Below are 19,035 nucleotides of genomic sequence, written 5' to 3' on the forward strand. Positions count from 1 at the left end.
ATTTTAACCAGCAAGGTTTATTCCACTATTGCGTCAGCTTGTGCTTACATTTATTTAATTGTTTAACAGTGGCTTAGCTAAATGTATCTTGGCAATTTTTTGACAGTCTCGATTATTGTTATTTAAAATTCGCGCAAACAGCCTAAATAACCATAATTAAAGATTATTCATTGTGTTTTAGGCGGCTGATTTGTTCCGTTTGAAGACCCCAATACTTATTTCCCTATTTTTATTGAGTTTTTCTTCAAAAAGCAACACGTACACTGTGCTCAGTTATGATGGCGCAAATCCTCCTTACAGCTATTTTCAGCAGGGTCAAATTAAAGGTATTTTTCCAGATATATTTACCCGCATCAGTGAGCTTACTGGTCATGAGTTTAAATTTATTCCCGTTGCTGTTGGCCGTGGTCAACAAATGTTTGACCGAGGTTTAATTGACATTGAGCCTGGGATCAATCCTATTTGGCGGCAAACTACTCAGGTCCGAGGAATATACAGTCAGGAATATATGTTTTCGCGCGAAGTGGTTTTATCTCGCACCGCTGAAACAATCACTCAACCCGAGCAGTTATATGGCAAAATTATTGGTGCAGTGAGGGGGTATAGATACGGAGAATTCGAACGCCATTTTGCTTCCAACCGAATCGTGAAAGTCGACAATTTATCGGAATCGCTATTGTTAGCACAGCTTCATCATGGTTTTATCGATTATGTATTAATTGGTGATGTGACCGCTTATTATTTTATTAAGCAAAACCCCCAGTATCGTGATTTTCATCTTATTTACCAAGTCAGCAAGTTACCTGTCTCTATGCGAATGCAACCTAAATTAAAAACGCTGCATAAAGATATCAACCTCGCCCTTGAAACCATGATTCAAAACGATGAATTTACGACTATTTATAATCGATATATTTACTCGCCAAAATCTGAACCCACCATTGCAAATTAATGGCTTTGTCACTGCTGCCGCGTGATGAACTCATCACTACAGGCGCATACCTAGTTACGAACGTGTGAAGTCTGCTTGCTTTGTAACAAGGGCTTTATCTCACGATTACATTACTTGATTGTTTGCTTTACATAAAAAAGCCGCATCAATGCGGCTTAAACTTAGGGAACATCAAAGGGTGTTCGGTTAATTGAAGGTGTATCGCGCACCTATTGCATAACGAGGGCCGTATTGACGAGCAAATAAGAATTGCTCTTCATAGCGACCAAATCCTTGCTCAGTTTCGTTATTAATATTCACGCCTTCAAAAAAGACTGTCAGTTGTTCGTTTACATCATAATTTACGCTCATATCCCACTGACCGTAGCTTTTAGCAAACTGTGGGGGAGCATCTGCACTCCCTTGAGATTGGCCGACACCAATCAGGTATTCGTCGCGCCATGCATAGGTCAACTTAACCGACAAACCGTCTTTTTCGTAAAAGGTTTGAAAGTTCGCTGAGTCGCTAAGCCCAGTTAACGGTGCTTGCTGAACAAGGCTGTCGACATCAAATTCGACGTCTCCATCAACAAAAGTGGCATTAACACCAACCCCAAAACCCGACTCACCAAATAAGTGCTGAACCGCCATTTCGATGCCATCCACTGATTTCGTATCGGTATTGGTTGGCTGGCTGATATTCCACACGATCAGTGGATCATTTGAGTTGGGTTCTATCTTGCCGTCTGCATTTGCATGGCCATTGGCCAACATTTGATCAAAAATCGCCGAGCTGGTGGCTTGCTCGCCTCGCCCTTCTATATCTGAAATTGCTTGTTGATACCGCGGCCCATTGAAAATGTCATAGAGTCCGTCGATGGTGGTTTGCGTAATTGATGTTTGAATAAAGTTATCGACGTCTTTTTTGAAGTAACCAATCGCGGCATAGCTGCCTTCACCATAATAATATTCAACAGTGAAATCTAAGTTAGTTGATTCAAATGGTAGCAAGTTGGTATTGCCTTGCCCGCCGATACGAGAGCCTGGTTTTGGGCTACCCGTTAAGCTTCGCCCACCCGCTAAATCACCTAAAGGCGCACGCGAAATCGTTTTCCCCCAAGAGGCACGAGCGACAACGTCATCAGTGACATCCACTTTCACATCAATCATTGGCAGTAAGACATCGTGCTTACCGTCTTGTGCTAAGAAATTGTCTTTACCACCCGCTTCGTATTGCATTATCCATTCTGAGGCACTTTCCCAGTTCACTTGTTTTTCAACACGTTGGCGCACGGTACTGGTGACGTCGGTTTCTTCATAGCGAAGACCCGCATTCACTTGCACTGTGTAATCTGCGACATCAAATTCCCACTCTGTTTGGATATATACAGCGGTGGTATTTTCTTCGACATAACTTTCGCTATCAATGCCGTCAAAATATGGGTCGATTGAGTAATAATCAGGGCCCATGATGCTTTCGGTTAAAAAAGCGAGTTGGCGTGCAACGGCTTCATCAAAATCAAAACTGTAGTAATAGTTTGGATTAAGCGCGGCGCCTCCCCCTGCAAATTGATCAAGCAAATCCTTAGTATTATTGAGGGTAAACATGCCATCAGGGAAAATTTCTGGGTAAGACGGGTTAAAACCTGGGCCGCCCCGTAAACCACTCCAAGCAGTATATCCACCCATGGTTTGTTCGGTACGCGATGCACCAAATTTAACCGAGATCAACGGAATATCAATGATTTCGTTATACCAGCGCGCATCCAACTGCAACTGCTGGATATCTGACTCACCTGGGCTATGAATAAATTGACTGAAATTCGAGTCAATTTCTCCCGGGCTCAAAACAGTGGTGCCATTTCGCCAATTAATTAACGCACTGGGAACTTCGCCAGTTCGGTAGTCGTAGATTTTTGACACCAGTTGATCAGAGCCTAAAATTACTTGCCCTGCGGAACCGAGTCCGTCATCCGCTCCATTGTCGGTTTTGTTATTCGAGTCATGATAATCAAGGGCCACATGCCATATTGAGTTAATCTCCCAATCTAGATTAAAACCAATTGAGCGAGCTTCTACTTCTGTGGTGTTTTTACTGGCGGTAAATGAGCCGTCATTGCCTCCGATATCAGCAAAAACCGCCGTGCCGTTTTCATCAAGCTCGTAGGCATTAATGTTGGCACCAAATTCATTCCAGATACCCCAACCAGTAGTTTCTTGGCCTGTAATCGCACGCGAGCCGGTAAAGTCTAAGGTGGTCACTAGCCCATCAATCGGCTCAAATTGAAAGGTGACTTGTGCATTGGTGCGCTCGCGTTGTACATCATTGATGGAGTAATTCATATCTTTTGGGAAGAAATGATTGCCAATGCGGTTGCCTTCACTGTCTATCGCTCGAGGGTCAATCGCTAAGCTTTCGTCTAAGTCAGGTAACGCCACATTGGCTTGCCAGCCTTGAATATTGGCTTCTTGACGTTGGAAATCACGCGCTTGGTGCGACACAGAAACTGAGATACCAAAGCGATCATCAGCAAAAGTATTGCTATAAACAGCCGCTAATTCTGGGGTGATGTCACTGCCTTGCTCATTTGAGGTATCGTAAATCCCTTTTGCAGACACCGTGGCATGCTGACCCGGTTTTTGCAGCGGTTTTAAGGTCACAATATTGACCGTGGCTCCAAGTCCCCCAGTTGGCATTTCGGCGCGGGCTGTTTTGTACACTTCGAGCGTACTGACCCCTTCAGAAGATAAGTTTTCAAGGTTATATGAACGTGAATTGCCTGTCCCTGGCATTTGACGGCCATTGAGCGTGATCAAGTTAAAGCTTGGACCAAAACCACGCACTGTGATTTGACTGCCTTCGCCATTATTACGGCTCACCGACACGCCGGTGATCCGCTGCAATGACTCAGCTAAGTTTGTATCTGGAAATTTACCCATTTCTTCGGCTGAAATTGCGTCCATGACACCAAACGTTTCGCGTTTTAAATCCATCGATTTAATTAAACTTCCGCGCACGCCACTGACTTCAATGACTTCAACTTCTGGTTGTGTATCGGTTGTTGCTTCTTCAGCGTGGCCAACACCTATCCAACTTGTGCCCATTAGCAACGCCAATGACGTAGCCAGATGCGTCTTTTTAAATGTTATATTTTTCATGACTGTCATTCTTACCTTTAAAATTGTGTGCAAAGCAAAGGGGATGAGCCTCTGCTATTGAATGTCTGACTGTACGATTAAGGCGTCGCAATAATTGCGTTATCGATGCGATACACCGCCCCTTCCCCTGCGCCCCATGATGGAAAAACCATCACGACATCAATTGCGCTAATATCAAGGCCTGCGTCATATAAGCTTTGCAGTGTAAATGTGTAGGTTTGCCATACACCATTTTTGACTGCCTCACCTTCACTGCTTGCAGCGAGCGGTAATTCAACGGCGGTCGATGCATCACCCGATTCAATTTTAAATGTCCACACTGCATCTGGATTGCTCGGTGCATCGACCACTTTCATTTCAAAACGCACCACACCTGTTGCAAGATCAGCCGATGCATCGTGATAAACCCCATCTTGTGCAAAAAAGCCCATTACGGTTGGTTGTGCTCCAATTTTGTACTCGGCGACCATGCCATGGGCGTCATCGTCTTGCTCTTCGGTCGGCGTTGAGCCTCCACAACAATCCCAAATGTTCCATTGGTTAGCGACTTTGTCTTTAAATAATGTCAGGCCGCTAGTGGCTTTTGCATCTGGGTCGAGGATTTTCGCGTTATCAACACGGTACACTGCGCCTTCACCTGTCCCCCACGCTGGGAATATCATAATCACGTCAATGGCGCTAATATCTAACCCTGCCGCTGCTAATTCAGACACTTTAAAGCTATGGGTTTGCCATTGGCCGCTCACCGGTGTCACACCTTCAACGCTATTGGTAATGGGCCATTCTACTGCTGTAGCGCCATTATCTGATTCGAGTTTAATGAGCCAAGTTGAATCTGGGTTGCTTGGTGCATTGACGACTTTGAGATCAAATTGCAAAACGCCATTGTCGATAATCGCACTGGCATCAAACGGTTTATCTGCGCCACCATTGGCTGAGCGTGTGATAAAGCCCATTACTGTCGGTTGTGCACCAATGACAAACTCTGCCACTAAGCCATGCTCTGCATCATCCATTTCTTCGGTCGGAGTTGAACCGCCACAACAATCCCATAGCGGCCAATCTGGGTTCACTTCATTTTCAAATAAAACGAGTTTAGGGCTGCTCACTGGCTGACTGATTTGAACATCATCAACAAGATATTCAGCTCCGCTGCCTGTGCCCCAGGCTGGAAAAATCATAATCACATCAATTGAGCTGATATCTAAGCCCAAATCAGCAAGAGCTTGTAATGGGAATGTGTAAGTCTGCCATTGGCCTGTGATCGGTGTGCTGGCTTCTGTACTGGTTGAAAGTGGAATTTCGATAGCCGTCGCGCCACCGATGCTTTCAACTTTCATTAACCAAGTAGAGTCTGGGTTGCTTGGTGCAGAGACCACTTTTACAGCAAAGCTAATACTGCCATTATCAATAATTGGAGAGGCGTCAAAGGGTGACGCTTTTCCTTCTGGATCGGTAATGAACTCGCCCCGGCTAATAAATCCATTCACAGTCGGTTGTTCACCCACCGTAAAGCGCATGACATCGCCTTTTTCGGCATCGTTGACCACGCTCGGTGTTGAGCCGCCGCAACAATCCCAAGCAGGCCAATTTGGATTAACTGCACCATCAAAAATAGTAAGGTTTTGCGCAATGCCTGTTGATGGTGGCGCCGGCACTGGTGCAGCCCCTTCTACCAGTGCATCGTCTAATTTATCGTAACCTGCTCGTACAGTCTCACAACCTTTGCCTGTGTTGACGTCGATACTGCATTCATACACACGCACATAATCAATTGCAAAAGTTTGGCCGTTTTCAAACGCGCTGGCATCGATACCCAGCTCATTGACATTTTCTGGCCAGTTGCCACCCACGGCAAAGTTTAAAATCATGTAGAATTTTTGATCGTAAGGGGCGTCTGTCCAATAGGTTTTAAGTTCACCTGACGTTTGATCGAAATACTCTGTAAACCAGCCTTTATGAGCTAAGCCAACCGCTTCGTCTTTGCTGTTGTAACGCACTGTTGATTTTCGTTGCGTGGCATACAGGTAGTTATCGACATACCAACGGATTTCGCCTTCTTGCCACTCGATTGCATAAGTGTGGAAGTCATCTGCAGGATTGATAGAGTCTGGTAACTGATATGATTTTCCTGAACTGGCGTTATTTGGCCATTCCCGTCCATAGTGTAAGGTGCCGTGCACATTGCTTTCTGTGCCGCCTTCAGCTGTGGCTGCTTTTAAATTTACCGCTTCCACAATATCGATTTCGCCAGAACGTGGCCATCCTCCGTACACTTCATCAGTAGGCATCATCCAAAAAGCTGGCCAGCTGCCTTGCCCTGATGGCAGTTTAGCGCTGATCTCAAAACGACCATATTTAAAGTCTGCTTTGTATCGGCTATTTAAACGGGCCGAGGTATACGGTTTTGCCGAACCGTCTTCAGCAGGTTTGGCGACAATATTTAATATGCCATCAGCAATAAATGAGTTTTCGTCATTGTCTGTATAACATTGGGCTTCGTTATTACCGCCACCATCACAGTTGATTTCGTGGCTCCATTTTTTAGTGTCGATGTTTGATGTTTCAAACTCGTCATTCCAAACCATTTGCCAACTGCTGACAGGCTGTGCTGGGTCAACTTTGGTGAGATCTGTGCTGGTTTTTGCGCTGCCACCACATCCAGACAGCATGGCTGTGGATAAGAGTGCTGCAACTTGTGTTAAATGTATTGCTGGTTTGTTCATTACTTCAGCCCCGATACAGACAATTAAGTGAATTATAGTTATGAGAACAGGTGTTCTTTTGTTTAGTGATTGTAAGCGCTTTCAATTTTAGTTAAAAAACACACGCGAACAATGTAAGCGCTTTCATAAATCTAATCTAGCCTGCGGTAAATATCAAACCATTTAACAAAAAATACACAAAGCAAAATATAACCACTTGTTTAATATGGTTTTATTGTTTGTCTCGATTATAGTTAATTATTTCAAGGATACTGCTATTTATTGATGTAACGTTCCAAACGATAGGAGTTAATCTAAGGTAGCGAGTTGGGGCTAATATCAAACATTTTAAGTACTTCTCATTTTGCATGAGTAAGTCGACAACTAAATATACGGCTCTCTCGTTAAGAGGTTGCCCAGTTTATTGATGTCACGAATATAAAAGTTTCGGAACTCCCTTGTTGGAGATTTTGATGAAAAAAAGCACATCTTCGCGTCAACCGTTGTTCTATACCACGACAATTTGAGGCTGTGATTGTTGAACTAACCACCACAGATAGATTTATTACCCAGATTTCAGATTCATTACTATGCTTGTCAAAGATAATAATACCGTGTGTTTTTTATGCTTATTGAATTTATTTATACCAGCTATGCTTCTGAGCCCTTTTTATCGGAGCAACTGACAGCACTTCAAAAGCAATGCCAAGACCACAATAACCCAAACCAGATCACTGGTATGTTGCTATACGATAATCAACAATTTATGCAAGTGCTAGCAGGTGAACAAGCCGTTATCGAAGCGCTGTTTAAAAAAATTAAATCCGATCCGCGCCATCAACAGGTCAAAGCCTTAATTCACACCCCAATTACAGAGCGAAATTTTGCGAATTGGAGTATGGGATTGGTCGACATTTCTGATAGTCCTGATCGGCCCGAATGTATCGAATTTCCTTTGACACATCCTTCATCGCTCAGCCAACGGCTATTGATTGCATTTAGTCATCACTTTGAAGATGCGATTTAACCCGATCTTTAATTAATAGCTTTAATTAATAGCTTTAGATGAGTGAATCAAACTTTGTGAAAAAGGAAACTGCACCCGTTGATCTGTCTTATAAGTACAGCTCCCTTTATATCGATTTTGTCTGTTATACGATGAATTTTGCTAACATTCTTTCTTGTTCGCTTACTTCACTGACTAGCTGCTCACTTGTGGTATATTGTTGAGTTGAAAAGTCCCCTACTTCAATCGTTATATCATTGATATGCGTTGTATTTTTATTTATTTCTTCAATCACGACACTTTGTTCTTCAATCGCTGCTGCGATTTGAATATTCCGGTCCATGATGTCTTTTACCGCTATTGATATATCACTTAACGCTTCTTGAGCTTGCTGAGTTTGCTCGACACAATGCCCTGCTTTGCTGCGACTGAGGGTCATTGAACTTTGCACATCAGCCGATGATTTTTGGATCTGCTCTATCATTGATTTAATTTCAGTGGTTGATTGTTGGGTCCGCGAGGCCAATGTGCGAACTTCGTCGGCCACCACTGCAAAACCACGTCCTTGCTCTCCGGCACGGGCAGCTTCAATGGCAGCATTGAGTGCCAATAAATTAGTTTGTTCAGCAATGCCATTGATCACTGACAATATATTTTCAATGTTACTGCTGTATTCGGCCAACTGATTACTCATTTGCTGAGATTGCTCAATAACATCTGACAATTGCGCGATTTGTTCTGTCGTATCTGCAAATGTTTGCTGACTGATTTCGCTGCGGTTATTCACCGATGTAATTAAGCTTGCCGCTCCTTGAGCACTGGATGCGATTTCACTTGATGTGGCACTCATCTGATTCATTGCTGTTGCGAGACTTTCGATTAATGAGGTTTGAGAGACCAATTGTGTGCTTGATTTCTTCGATAACTGCTGACCACTTGTGCTCAAATGAACGACTTGTTCGCCAATACCTTTTACTTCTTTGACCAGTAATTGCAATGTCACCAGAAATTGATTGAACGCATCGGCCACAGCACCACATTCATCTCTATTTTGGATCACTAACCGTTTTGTGAGATCACCACCACCAGCGGCTATTTCTGTCATGGCTGTCAGTAGCTCACTTAACGGTTTAAGAAGCTGTTTAACTAGTTTTCTGAGTACCAAAATGCTTAATCCAATGCAGAAGATTGCGATAAACAAAGTGTTCCAGGTCATATTGGTTAATGAAGCATAAACTTGGCTTTTGTTAAGTAACACCGCTAGGTACCAATTTGTCCCTGACGCGGTATCAAGCTTTTTGTAATACAAAATATGTTGCTGACTGTCTAAGTCAATTTCTCGGTACTGTGATTGACCCGTCAGCGATTGTCCATAAATGTCTTGAATCTTTTTGCTGTTTAAACTGGCATTTGGATGGCTGACGATTAACCCGTCCTCATCCACTAAAAACGCAAATCCGGTATTATCAAAATTAATGGTATTGACACTTTGGGCAATATCTTTGAGGCTTAAATCCCCGCCAATCACCCCTTTAAAACCATTAGCGTTAATCGGTGCCACGACTGATAAGAGTAATTCTTTGGTTGCCGCATCAACATAAGGCGCGGTGATTAAGAGGGAGTTTTGTTTTTTTGCTGCTTGATACCAAGGGCGCGTTCTAAAATCGATGCCTTGAGGGTTTTGCCGTGTCGGATCATTCGAACGCAACTGTGTTTCATTGTCTAACGTGCCAAACATCAGTAAAAAGTCATTGCTAAAAGCCGGAATTTCTAATCCGCGCTGAACGGCTTCAGAGGAGTAATTTTGCTCTATTTGACTTTTTAGTAAGCGAATTTGATTGCTTTTATCCACAAGCCAATTGTTGATACTTTGTGCAAGTAAGGAGGTATTGTCTGTGACATACGCTGTCGTTTTTTCTTTTAAGCTATTGCGCACCAACACGTAGCTGCTGACTGAAATAATAATAATAACAATAAAGACAACCACGCCTGATGCAACCGAGAGTTTTGTTCTAATTTTCATATGGATCCAACTTTGTCAATAACATGCACGAGTCTCATATTGTGGTCTACAATGCTAAAGTCAGCAATTTTAAATGGTTAAAGACATGTGCAAATTTAAATATTTAATTGTTTTTTGTGTTTACTTAAACCCGCTGTGTTTAGCCTTTGCTAATGACACGTCTGCACAAGATGATATAGCAGTGTTAAAATCACAAATCGCAGCGTTACAGGCTGCACTAACCGCACTTGAAAAAAAAGTCTCCAAACAAGCAACTAATCTTGAGACTACCACTTCTATCACTGCCTCCTCCTCCCCATCTGTTACCGATGAAAAAAATGACCACACAGTGCGAGCGTATGCAACTGTGCGCCCTACTTTTGGATACATTGATAGCCAAGGACAGTCTGAATTCGATGTCCGCGATGCCTTATCTCATGCTGGAATTAAAGCGACCAAGCAATTTAATACTGATTGGCAAGCTATATTACATGGCGAATGGGGAATTGATTTGGCTAACCAAGGCAATTTTGGCAAATCACGCCAAGTGTATGTTGCACTTGATAGTCCATATGGCCGTATAGGCATAGGGAAACAAAGACCGACTCAATATCTTTTTATCGCTGAATATGTTGATATTTTCAATCACAGCAGCAGCCCGTTTGCTTATGATCCAGAAAGTCTATTTTTTGTTGATAACTTAATAACGTACCAAATCACAAAACATAATTTAACTTGGATGGCTGTGGCGCAATTTAATGGTCAACAAGGGGATGCATATAGTGATTTATTTAACGCTGGTGTCAGTTATGATCATAACGGCTTGCACAGTGCACTGACCTACCAACAACAAGACGTTTATGACAATCAAACCGAGCTAGGAGAAGATGAAATCTTTGCCGCTTCTTTGGCATATGAATTTTCATCGGGTCTGTATTTAGCGCTCAGTTATCAAGATAAGCAATATCAACGATTAAACCAAAATGATGACCGCAATGGCCATACACTCGATATTTCGTCAGCCTTCCCGATTGGCCATCATCATAAAATAAAACTCGGTTATTTTGATTTTTCGAGTGGGTTCGAAGGTGAACATAATCAAGATTACAATGGCCATAATATCACGCTTGAATGGCTTCCTACCGAAAGCCTTCGTTTGCATCTCGAATATTTAGCTAAAGACTTTGACGCCCAAGAAAACTTTTATTCATGGTCTGTCGGATTTAGATACGACTATTCGCAACAGTGGTCATATTAGCCATGCTTTTTTGGCCCAAACGATCATTGCTAAGTGTTTGCCTATGTCTCTTTTATTTTAGTTTTTCCTGTCGCAGTGCCCCTCAACCAGTCACTATTGTCACTGACGACAGCTACCCGCCCTATTCTTTTTACCACGATGGTGAATTACACGGAATGTATATTGAATTAGTGCGGGCAGCGGCGGAATATTTGAAAGATGACTATAAAATCGAGATTGTGGCAGAGCCTTGGAAACGAGCATTGGCTTCTATTGAGAATGGACAGGCGTTTGCGATTTTGCCACCGTATAAACATACCGAAAAACGACCCTATATTTGGCCTTATTCCATTCCTATTTTTAATGAAGTCGTGGTGGCATTTTGTCGAAACAACGTTGATTTATTTACTGCTGTGATCTCGTCCTTTGACCGTGAACACCCGCCTATCAATGTTGGAATTAATGCTGGTTTTTTGATTCTCAACGATGAATTAGAACGCGCTGCGGCACAAAAGCGCATCATCGTCTGGGAAAATAAAAGTACCCATGCAAACCTAGTAAAACTACTGCGCGGCCGTATTGACTGTTATGTGAATGATCGCCGCTCTACGCTTTGGGAAATGGATCAATTACGTTATACCGACCCCAGTATCAATATGAGCCACATCAGCGAAAACATGGTGGTCATTAGCCGTGCAGCGTATATTGGATATGCTAAAGATGAGTCCGGTCGATTTTCCTACAAAGATGATTTCGTTAAAAAAATGAATGCAGCACTCAATTTAGTACTGCAACATAAAGACTGGTCCCAGTACAAATAACAATTCTTTTGGTGATTTGCCACTTCATAGCGAACTATCAATATTATTTTCTATTCTTCACTATTATTATTGCCTCTTGTGCAATAAAGTACGCAGCAAGTAATTAAGCCACTCATAATACTAAGAAAGGCAACTATGTTTCGTTCAAAATACTGCACAACAGTACTACTGCTGTGTACCTTACTGCCGACATTGTGTTGGGCTGATGATATTAGCGTTTTTTTTAATCGGGCTGTGACTCCACCTGCACAGCAAGCCAATCTTGAAGACAAAATAATCGAGCTCATCGGTAGTGCTAAATCAAGCTTGTATATTGCCATCTATGATTTGGATCTAACAGCGATTGCTCATGCCATTGTTGCTGCCAAAAACCGCTCTGTTGATGTGAGGTTAATTACTGATAAAGACAATATCGGCCATGATAATAAGCTGGTGTTGTCTATTTTAGATCAAGGTGGCGTGCCCTGGATTGACGACACAGAAAATGGCTCAAAAGGCTCCGGGATCCAACACAATAAATTTATGATTATTGATATGCAAACCGTCCTCACTGGGAGCACGAACTTTACTCAATCAGGTATTCACGGTGATCGCAATAAAGATGGCGTGTTAATCAGTCAAGGAAATGATAATCATATTGTGATCATTGATTCTGTGCAGCTAGCAGATCAGTTTAAGCAACAGTTTTTATTCATGTGGGGAGATGGACCGGGTTTGTCCAACAATTCATTATTTGGGCTCGCTAAACCGGACCATCCACTGACCACTGTGTTTACCACTCACGAAAACATTAAGATTGATGTGCAGTTTACCCCGCAATCCCCTTCTCAATACAGTGGCTCTAGCCTAGATTCAATCGAAAAAGTGATCCTCACAGCGCAAAAACACATCTACCTTGCACAATTTGTAATAAGTAGCCAAAACATCGCAAACGCTATGTATGCACGCCATCAGCAAGGAGTAGCAGTCAAAGGTCTTGGCGATGCCTCGTTTTTTTCTCGCTATTATTCTGAGTTTATGGATATGAAAGGCATTGAAAAACGCAGCCCAAAAGGACTCGTCGAAAGTGATGGCTTCACCGGTTTGGCCAATAACGTGTGGCAAAAACCTGCTGACGTTCGTATCGCAAATATGACAAATGGTGATAAATGGCACCATAAATATATGGTTGTGGATAATACCGTCATTACAGGCTCACACAATTTAAGTGGTGCCGCTGCATTTAAGAATGATGAAAACATTGTTGTCATTTATGATCAACAAACCGCAGCGGAGTTTGCTGCACATTTTAATTATTCATTTTGCTTAGCAGGCAACGCTCAGCCTTGTATGCTTTAACTTGTAGCGCAATAACATCCCTTTGCTTGGTTAAGCACCAATGCAGAATTAAACCCTTTTTGTAAATTGTTGAGTACTGCTGACACGACACCGGTTTTCTCTGTACAAGCAAACCCTTGCCCATATGGCCCCAAATACGCTAATTCCCCTGCATTGTTGATGATTAACGTTGCAGGTGTGGAAGGGATAACTGACTTTAAATTGTTGGTTATTTCAAGATTAATAATCTGCATACCCAGTGCTTGGGCTTGAGTATTTAAGGTCTCAATGTGGGATTGACTAGTGACATTACAGTGACATTTAGCTTGGCTAAGATGAAACAAGGTGGCTCTTTGTGCTCGACTAAACTCAGGCTCTCTCGCATTTTGTTCTGCTAAGATTGCAGCCACAATTCCTTGATGAGATTGCAGTGCCAATATTCCCTGAGGATCAAATTCTACTACTTTTTTGCTCATAAAATAGGTAGCAGCACTTAAAGTCAGCAAAACCCATAAAACCACTAATCCGTAATGGTGTTTTGTTACATGACTCGTTGGGCTACTATTTGAAACTGGCAATATTACGTCCGAGTGTTTCTGTCGAGCTTTTTATTTTGTCCGTCTCCTTAGAAAGTAATTCAATTTGATTTAAGTCACCAAGACTTGCTTGTTTCATGTTATCTGTACTAGAGGCAATACTCGATGTTGTTGAAGATTGCTCATCCACTGCACTTGCCACCGAAGTCGCGATATCACTCGATAAATTCACTAAATGAGATGCTTCTTTCATTTGTTCGTTTGCTTCATTTGCCACTGACAACACCCCATCAACAATTGCGATACAATCCTGCATCGCATCTGTCGAACTTTTTGAGTAAGTGTTGAGTTCTGATATTGTTTTAGCAATTTTGGTGGTGCTGTCTTTAGTTCGATTTGCTAAAGCCCGTACTTCATCGGCCACGACTGCAAAACCCCTGCCTTGCTCCCCTGCTCGTGCTGCTTCAATAGCGGCATTAAGAGCCAAAAGGTTTGTTTGTTCTGCTATTCCGGTGATTTCTGATAATACTGATGTAATCACCTCACTGGCTTTTGCTAACTCTTGGATTTGACCACTGGTACTGTTTAGCGCCTCTAGTAACATATTATTTTTGTTATTAATTTCTTTAATATTGCGCTCAGTACCTTGTGTTAACTGATTAGCCTGATCCATTTGGCTACTCAGTTGATTGGTTTGGCTTGCAATCATATTAACCGTATCAAGTAGTTGCTCTACTGAGATTGCGATGTGTTCGTTTTCTTGCTTTCTAATCGACGCTGATGAGAATAAGGATTTTTTTAAATTTGCTAAATGGGTTGTATTTGTCACTAAATCATTGACTTGGTTTTTGGTGTCCGCGATTAATGTATTAAGTAATACCAGTAATTCATTAAATCCATCAAGGATTTGGTTGTTTTTTGCGTTGGCACGAATCGATAAATCAATGGCTTGTTTATTTTGTGTTAGTTGCTCGGTGACGAGCGATAATTCAATGCCTACGTAGCTATCATCTCGCATGGTTTTTGCAATGTATCCCGCAATAATCGACTCAACAATGGCATAAACGGCATGGATCAACACCGTTGAAAACTGTAAGCGGTCTTGATCAAAAATATACACGCCTACATCGTTCATTTGCATAAAATAAAATGATAGATGATGAACAGCAATGACTGTTATTGCTGTTATAAATACTTTCCAATCACTAAAGATAATTAAAAAAGCCATCAATATGAAAATCTCAAAGTGCACTTCTATAAGACCGTTCATTTGATGAATATGCAAACACGCAAAAATCATGGCACCCAGAGCAGCTGAATGTCGTGTTAATGCACTATTTGGCGCTGAGTTAATTAAATAAATTGGCACCAGTAAGGCAGGCAACCCGATGAGGATCATTTCTAAGTAGGTGCCATATACAAAAGACATAGCAACAGACTCTAAAAATAGCGCAATAAAAAGCACGATGAATAATTTACTTTGCGTCGTCATATTTGCATCCAAAAAGTCATAGTTTTGTGATTTAGGGGTTGTTTACTCAAAATGCGTTTTAATTCATCTCGCATAAACTATAGTGAAGCGAACAAAGACTACCAAATTGAATGCTCTGATTTACGCTGTTAATTTCTCATTCCTTCAATACGTTATTGTGAATAGCGCACGAATTTGCTGTAATAATCCCTCAGCTGATACAAAGTGATACATTTGCACAAGATGTGATACGTCTTTTTGTCTGGCATCTTCATAGACTAAGGGCAACTTAATAAAAAACGTTCACAGGGAATTTATGAGACATTTACCAAAAACATTGTTAGCAACACTTATTTCAAGCACATTTTTTCTGACTCCTTCTTTTTACAGTCTGGCCTCTGAGCCTGTCGATGTGGATCCGAAGACACCTGTTGCAAAAGAGCAATCATCACAAAATCCTTCTCTCACTCAGGATGATTATCGCCAAATACTGATTGATTTTGAGAATGAGCAAAACACCCAATGCACTATCAAGTGCAACAACAAAGATACACATAGTATTGAAATAAAACGCGATGATGAAGAACAAGCCAACGATGACGATGTGCATTTTCGGATTGAATCAAATCCAAGAGATGGCTTTTATCTTGGCCTAAGTGCAATCAGCACTTTTGGGGATGACTTTCGTTATTTATCAGCCGATGAGCCTAGTTCAGAATTTGATATCGACCTTAACTATCGGTTGCAATTACTCGGATTTTTTATTGAGTCACCGGGCCTTGCAACCCGAAGAATGCACGGCATGTACTCTTTACCAGCTTGGGGATTTAATTTAATTAATACACCCACTTGGTCGTTTGATGTTTTTTATCAACGGGATAACCAAGGCATTGAAGGGCTTGAAGGGTTAAACGTGCAAAGCCAGCACAAACGAGGCGGTTTTAGAGCCACGGGGTATTTTGACAATAGTCATTTAGAGCTTATTTACTCCCCTTTTAGCCGCAACGAAATCGGCAGTGACGGTGTTGAAACTTCGGTTTCGTATCGCTATGACGGACAGTTTAAAAATTGGAGTTATTATGCCAATGTCGGCATGCAATATCGTTCTCGAGAAGTCACGCCGCACTCGAATACCTTGTTTGAATACGACTCGCGCAGCGGTTTATCAAAAAGTGCAGGACTGAGTCACAGTGCAGAAATTGGCTTTGAGTATCCGCTTTCAACCGATTGGGTGTTCGGCACTTTCATTAATTACACTGAACTCTCAAATCGTGTCAGCCTCGAGCGCCCTGAAGTGGTCGAAGACGGTTACCGAGCAGGTTTAATTTTAAGTTTTGTTTTTTAAGGTGATCACCATGAAGCACATTTTAAAACAAACTCGAACAACACTTATTTGGCTATTAGCCAGTATTGTTGCATGGCTGTGTTTCACAACGCTCACTATGCAAAGTGCTTATGCACAACAAGATCAGCTCACATTATTGCCGGCCCAATGTGTGGCCATGCAACAAGGACAAGATTGTTATGTCACTGTTGAGCTTAATTGGTCGAGCAAAGTTGCTGATGATTATTGCCTTTTTGCAAACAACCGAGCCGCCCCCCTACAGTGCTGGAAAACGAGGCAAACAGGAATATTTAAGGGAGAAATTAAAACCAAACAATCAATTGATTTTCAATTGTCGACTCCTGATCGCACCGTGATCCTATCAACCGCACAATTAACGGTTGCTTGGGTTCATAAAAAGAAAGGCAAACCCAGAACTTCTTGGCGATTATTTTAATCGCCAAGCCATTTTAAGGCCCCTGTATGGACTCAAATCACAGCGCACATTTACTGTTAGTCGAAGATGATATCGAACTTGCACAGTGGATCAGTGAATACCTGACTGCTCGCCAATATACTGTCACCACATGTCATCGCGGTGATGACGCAGTTGAACTGATTAAAACCCTTAATCCTGATTGCGTGTTACTGGATGGCATGCTGCCAGGCATGGATGGTTTTGATGTATGTAAAACAGTCAGGCCTGATTTTATTAATCCGATCATCATGATCACGGCGCGAGATGAAGAAATAGATGAAATTTTAGGTCTCGAAATGGGCGCTGATGATTACATAACTAAGCCAGTTCGTGCCCGAGTCTTACTGGCTCGTATCAAAGGCTTATTGCGCCAACAAGAGCGACTAGTCTCACCGTCTCCCCAAGATAATCGCGGTAATGAACAGATCCTGCAATTTAATAGTTTATCCATCAATGAACTGAACCGCTCGGTGATCTTAAATGACGAGAGCATCAAGCTGTCCTCGAATGAATTTGATGTACTGTGGTTTCTCGCGCAACGCGCCGGTGAAGTCGTGCTTCGTGAAGCGCTCGTCAGCCATTTTAGAGGGTTTGAATACGATGGTTTTGATCGTTCAATTGATTTACGCATCTCACGTATTCGTAAAAAATTACACGATAACTCTGCGCAGCCATTTCGGATTAAAACCATTTGGGGCAAAGGGTATTTATTTGCCGCAGATCAGTGGTAACCACGATGCGTAATTTAACCATATCGTTATTATTCATGGTCCTAATCGCAACAATTGGTTTAGGTTGGGTGTTTGATAATGTCTATCAACAGTTTACTGATCACACCCAGCAGGCGAATGCTGAACCTATCGCCATTATTGAACAATTAGGGCAGCAGATTGCTCTCACCCTGAATCACATGCCGCAACCAGAAGCCTTTATTGAACAGTGGCAATCAGAGCAAGGTTACACCGTGTCTTTATCAGCCTTTGATGCCACTCCCTTACCTGAAATGCTCAAAACTCATCTCAAGCAAGGTCAACCCTTGTTACTTGAAACAGAACATGATTTAGCGTTTTATTATTACCTGCCGGCAAAACACAGTTTATTCATTCTTCGCGCACCGGCATTGCAAAGTGCGTCACAAAACAACATGGTTCAACTGAGTTTAACGGCCGCATTTTATCTGGCCGTACTGGCATTAATGGTTGTTTGGCTTTTTCCGTTAGGTAAACGCTTATTAGCCATTCGCCGAGCAGCCACGTTATTCGGACAAGGCAAACTTGATCAACGGATCGAAGTCAGTAGTATTTCGTATATTCGTGATATCGAAACTGAGTTTAATCACATGGCTGATCGCATCGAAGCCTTAGTGCAAGATGTCAAATTGCTCAGTAGCGCTGTCTCCCACGATTTACGTACCCCTTTGGCGCGCATTCGTTTTGGCATTGATACCTTACAAGAAGAAGACGATCCCGTGATGCGTAAGCGCTACGAACAACGGATCAGCAACAATGTTGATGAAATGGTTAATTTAGTCGAGACATTGCTCAACTATGCTCGCCTTGACCAAGCGATGCTCAAACTCAATAAATCGCCGTGTCAGTTAAATGAGCTCATTGAAGAATGCTTAAAGAACAAAACCTGTGATGGTATCGCGCTTTCATTTAGCTCAGCAACGAGTCCTGCAATTATTTACGGTGATCGTGCTTATTTATTAATTTTATTTAATAATTTAATCGAAAATGCACTCAGGTATGGCCACTCAAACGTGGCGATTCGAATTGAGCAAACTGATCATCACATAACAGTTTTTATTGACGATGACGGCCCTGGCATCGATCCTGTCGAGCTCAGTACCATTTTCAAACCGTTTATTCGCGGCGAGCGTCACCGTCAAACCACAAAAGGCTTTGGCATGGGATTAGCCATCGTATCTCGCGTGTGTGAATGGCACCAAGCAACGCTCAGTATCAATCAATCCACTAGATTAGCAGGTGCATCTTTTCAAGTGACATTTCAGCACTCGAATAAGAAGTATTGCTTATAAAAATGGC

At 42.2% G+C, this 19,035-nt stretch carries 14 protein-coding genes; 9 read left to right on the plus strand and 5 right to left on the minus strand.

Annotation, left to right across the window (positions count from 1 at the left end):
• The first annotated feature begins 190 nt into the window (after positions 1-190).
• Positions 191-952 carry a substrate-binding periplasmic protein gene (locus PULV_RS11840; protein ID WP_193331806.1) on the plus strand — a complete coding sequence of 254 codons (762 nt, stop codon included), beginning with the start codon at positions 191-193 and terminating at the stop codon, positions 950-952.
• 186 nt (positions 953-1,138) lie between these two features.
• Here PULV_RS11840 and PULV_RS11845 read toward each other — a convergent pair whose 3' ends face one another.
• Both PULV_RS11845 and PULV_RS11850 read right to left on the minus strand, forming a co-directional pair.
• Complete coding sequence (locus PULV_RS11845; RefSeq protein WP_193331807.1) at positions 1,139-4,090, minus strand: TonB-dependent receptor; 2,952 nt, start codon at positions 4,088-4,090, stop codon at positions 1,139-1,141.
• Between the two features lie 77 nt (positions 4,091-4,167).
• The gene (locus PULV_RS11850) at positions 4,168-6,816 is read right to left on the minus strand and encodes a glycoside hydrolase family 16 protein (RefSeq protein ID WP_193331808.1); all 2,649 of its coding nucleotides are present in this window, start codon (positions 6,814-6,816) and stop codon (positions 4,168-4,170) included.
• Positions 6,817-7,420: 604 nt separating this feature from the next.
• On the opposite strand from PULV_RS11850, the gene PULV_RS11855 reads away from it, so the two are divergent.
• Entirely contained in the window at positions 7,421-7,822 is a 402-nt protein-coding gene (locus PULV_RS11855; RefSeq protein ID WP_193331809.1) for a BLUF domain-containing protein, read from the plus strand.
• A 124-nt stretch (positions 7,823-7,946) separates the two neighbouring features.
• Here the strand turns inward: PULV_RS11855 and PULV_RS11860 are convergent, their stop codons facing one another.
• Positions 7,947-9,824 carry a methyl-accepting chemotaxis protein gene (locus tag PULV_RS11860; RefSeq protein WP_193331810.1) on the minus strand — a complete coding sequence of 626 codons (1,878 nt, stop codon included), beginning with the start codon at positions 9,822-9,824 and terminating at the stop codon, positions 7,947-7,949.
• Positions 9,825-9,909: 85 nt separating this feature from the next.
• Here PULV_RS11860 and PULV_RS11865 point away from each other — a divergent pair, with 85 nt between their 5' ends.
• The 3 genes from PULV_RS11865 to PULV_RS11875 all read left to right on the plus strand — a co-directional run bounded on the left by PULV_RS11865 (position 9,910) and on the right by PULV_RS11875 (position 13,199).
• On the plus strand, positions 9,910-11,061 hold the full coding sequence (locus PULV_RS11865) for a porin (RefSeq protein ID WP_193331811.1): 1,152 nt from the start codon (positions 9,910-9,912) through the stop codon (positions 11,059-11,061).
• Positions 11,062-11,063: 2 nt separating this feature from the next.
• Positions 11,064-11,861, plus strand: a complete 798-nt coding sequence (locus tag PULV_RS11870; protein ID WP_193331812.1) for a substrate-binding periplasmic protein — start codon at positions 11,064-11,066, stop codon at positions 11,859-11,861.
• A gap of 135 nt (positions 11,862-11,996) precedes the next feature.
• The gene (locus PULV_RS11875; protein WP_193331813.1) at positions 11,997-13,199 is read left to right on the plus strand and encodes a phospholipase D-like domain-containing protein; all 1,203 of its coding nucleotides are present in this window, start codon (positions 11,997-11,999) and stop codon (positions 13,197-13,199) included.
• Here PULV_RS11875 and PULV_RS11880 read toward each other — a convergent pair.
• Positions 13,196-13,756, minus strand: a complete 561-nt coding sequence (locus tag PULV_RS11880) for a DUF6436 domain-containing protein (protein ID WP_193331874.1) — start codon at positions 13,754-13,756, stop codon at positions 13,196-13,198. The two genes, PULV_RS11875 and PULV_RS11880, sit on opposite strands and share 4 nt — an antisense overlap.
• Entirely contained in the window at positions 13,740-15,206 is a 1,467-nt protein-coding gene (locus PULV_RS11885) for a methyl-accepting chemotaxis protein (RefSeq protein ID WP_193331814.1), read from the minus strand. Before PULV_RS11885 ends, PULV_RS11880 begins: the two co-directional genes overlap by 17 nt.
• 295 nt (positions 15,207-15,501) lie before the next feature.
• Between PULV_RS11885 and PULV_RS11890 the strand changes: the two genes are divergently transcribed.
• Genes PULV_RS11890 through PULV_RS11905 form a run of 4 tightly spaced genes read left to right on the plus strand, consistent with a single transcriptional unit; the run spans position 15,502 to position 19,028 of the window.
• On the plus strand, positions 15,502-16,530 hold the full coding sequence (locus PULV_RS11890) for a MipA/OmpV family protein (protein ID WP_193331815.1): 1,029 nt from the start codon (positions 15,502-15,504) through the stop codon (positions 16,528-16,530).
• Between the two features lie 10 nt (positions 16,531-16,540).
• Complete coding sequence (locus PULV_RS11895) at positions 16,541-16,966, plus strand: DUF3019 domain-containing protein (protein ID WP_193331816.1); 426 nt, start codon at positions 16,541-16,543, stop codon at positions 16,964-16,966.
• Between the two features lie 26 nt (positions 16,967-16,992).
• Positions 16,993-17,718 (plus strand): response regulator, encoded by a 726-nt coding sequence (locus tag PULV_RS11900; protein WP_193331817.1) that lies wholly within the window; start codon positions 16,993-16,995, stop codon positions 17,716-17,718.
• 5 nt (positions 17,719-17,723) lie between these two features.
• Entirely contained in the window at positions 17,724-19,028 is a 1,305-nt protein-coding gene (locus PULV_RS11905) for a sensor histidine kinase (protein WP_193331818.1), read from the plus strand.
• The last annotated feature ends 7 nt before the right edge of the window (positions 19,029-19,035 follow it).

The organism is Pseudoalteromonas ulvae UL12 (assembly GCF_014925405.1).
GTDB classification, from domain to species: domain Bacteria; phylum Pseudomonadota; class Gammaproteobacteria; order Enterobacterales; family Alteromonadaceae; genus Pseudoalteromonas; species Pseudoalteromonas ulvae.

Bases quoted from the DNA above. Each gene is read 5' to 3' on its own strand.
- PULV_RS11875 (WP_193331813.1), top strand. From the start codon at position 11,997: ATGTTTCGTTCAAAATACTGCACAACAGTACTACTGCTGTGTACCTTA.
- PULV_RS11870 (WP_193331812.1), top strand. From the start codon at position 11,064: ATGCTTTTTTGGCCCAAACGATCATTGCTAAGTGTTTGCCTATGTCTC.
- PULV_RS11860 (WP_193331810.1), bottom strand. From the start codon at position 9,824: ATGAAAATTAGAACAAAACTCTCGGTTGCATCAGGCGTGGTTGTCTTT.
- PULV_RS11845 (WP_193331807.1), bottom strand. From the start codon at position 4,090: ATGAAAAATATAACATTTAAAAAGACGCATCTGGCTACGTCATTGGCG.
- PULV_RS11865 (WP_193331811.1), top strand. From the start codon at position 9,910: ATGTGCAAATTTAAATATTTAATTGTTTTTTGTGTTTACTTAAACCCG.
- PULV_RS11895 (WP_193331816.1), top strand. From the start codon at position 16,541: ATGAAGCACATTTTAAAACAAACTCGAACAACACTTATTTGGCTATTA.
- PULV_RS11855 (WP_193331809.1), top strand. From the start codon at position 7,421: ATGCTTATTGAATTTATTTATACCAGCTATGCTTCTGAGCCCTTTTTA.
- PULV_RS11890 (WP_193331815.1), top strand. From the start codon at position 15,502: ATGAGACATTTACCAAAAACATTGTTAGCAACACTTATTTCAAGCACA.
- PULV_RS11885 (WP_193331814.1), bottom strand. From the start codon at position 15,206: ATGACGACGCAAAGTAAATTATTCATCGTGCTTTTTATTGCGCTATTT.
- PULV_RS11900 (WP_193331817.1), top strand. From the start codon at position 16,993: ATGGACTCAAATCACAGCGCACATTTACTGTTAGTCGAAGATGATATC.
- PULV_RS11905 (WP_193331818.1), top strand. From the start codon at position 17,724: ATGCGTAATTTAACCATATCGTTATTATTCATGGTCCTAATCGCAACA.
- PULV_RS11850 (WP_193331808.1), bottom strand. From the start codon at position 6,816: ATGAACAAACCAGCAATACATTTAACACAAGTTGCAGCACTCTTATCC.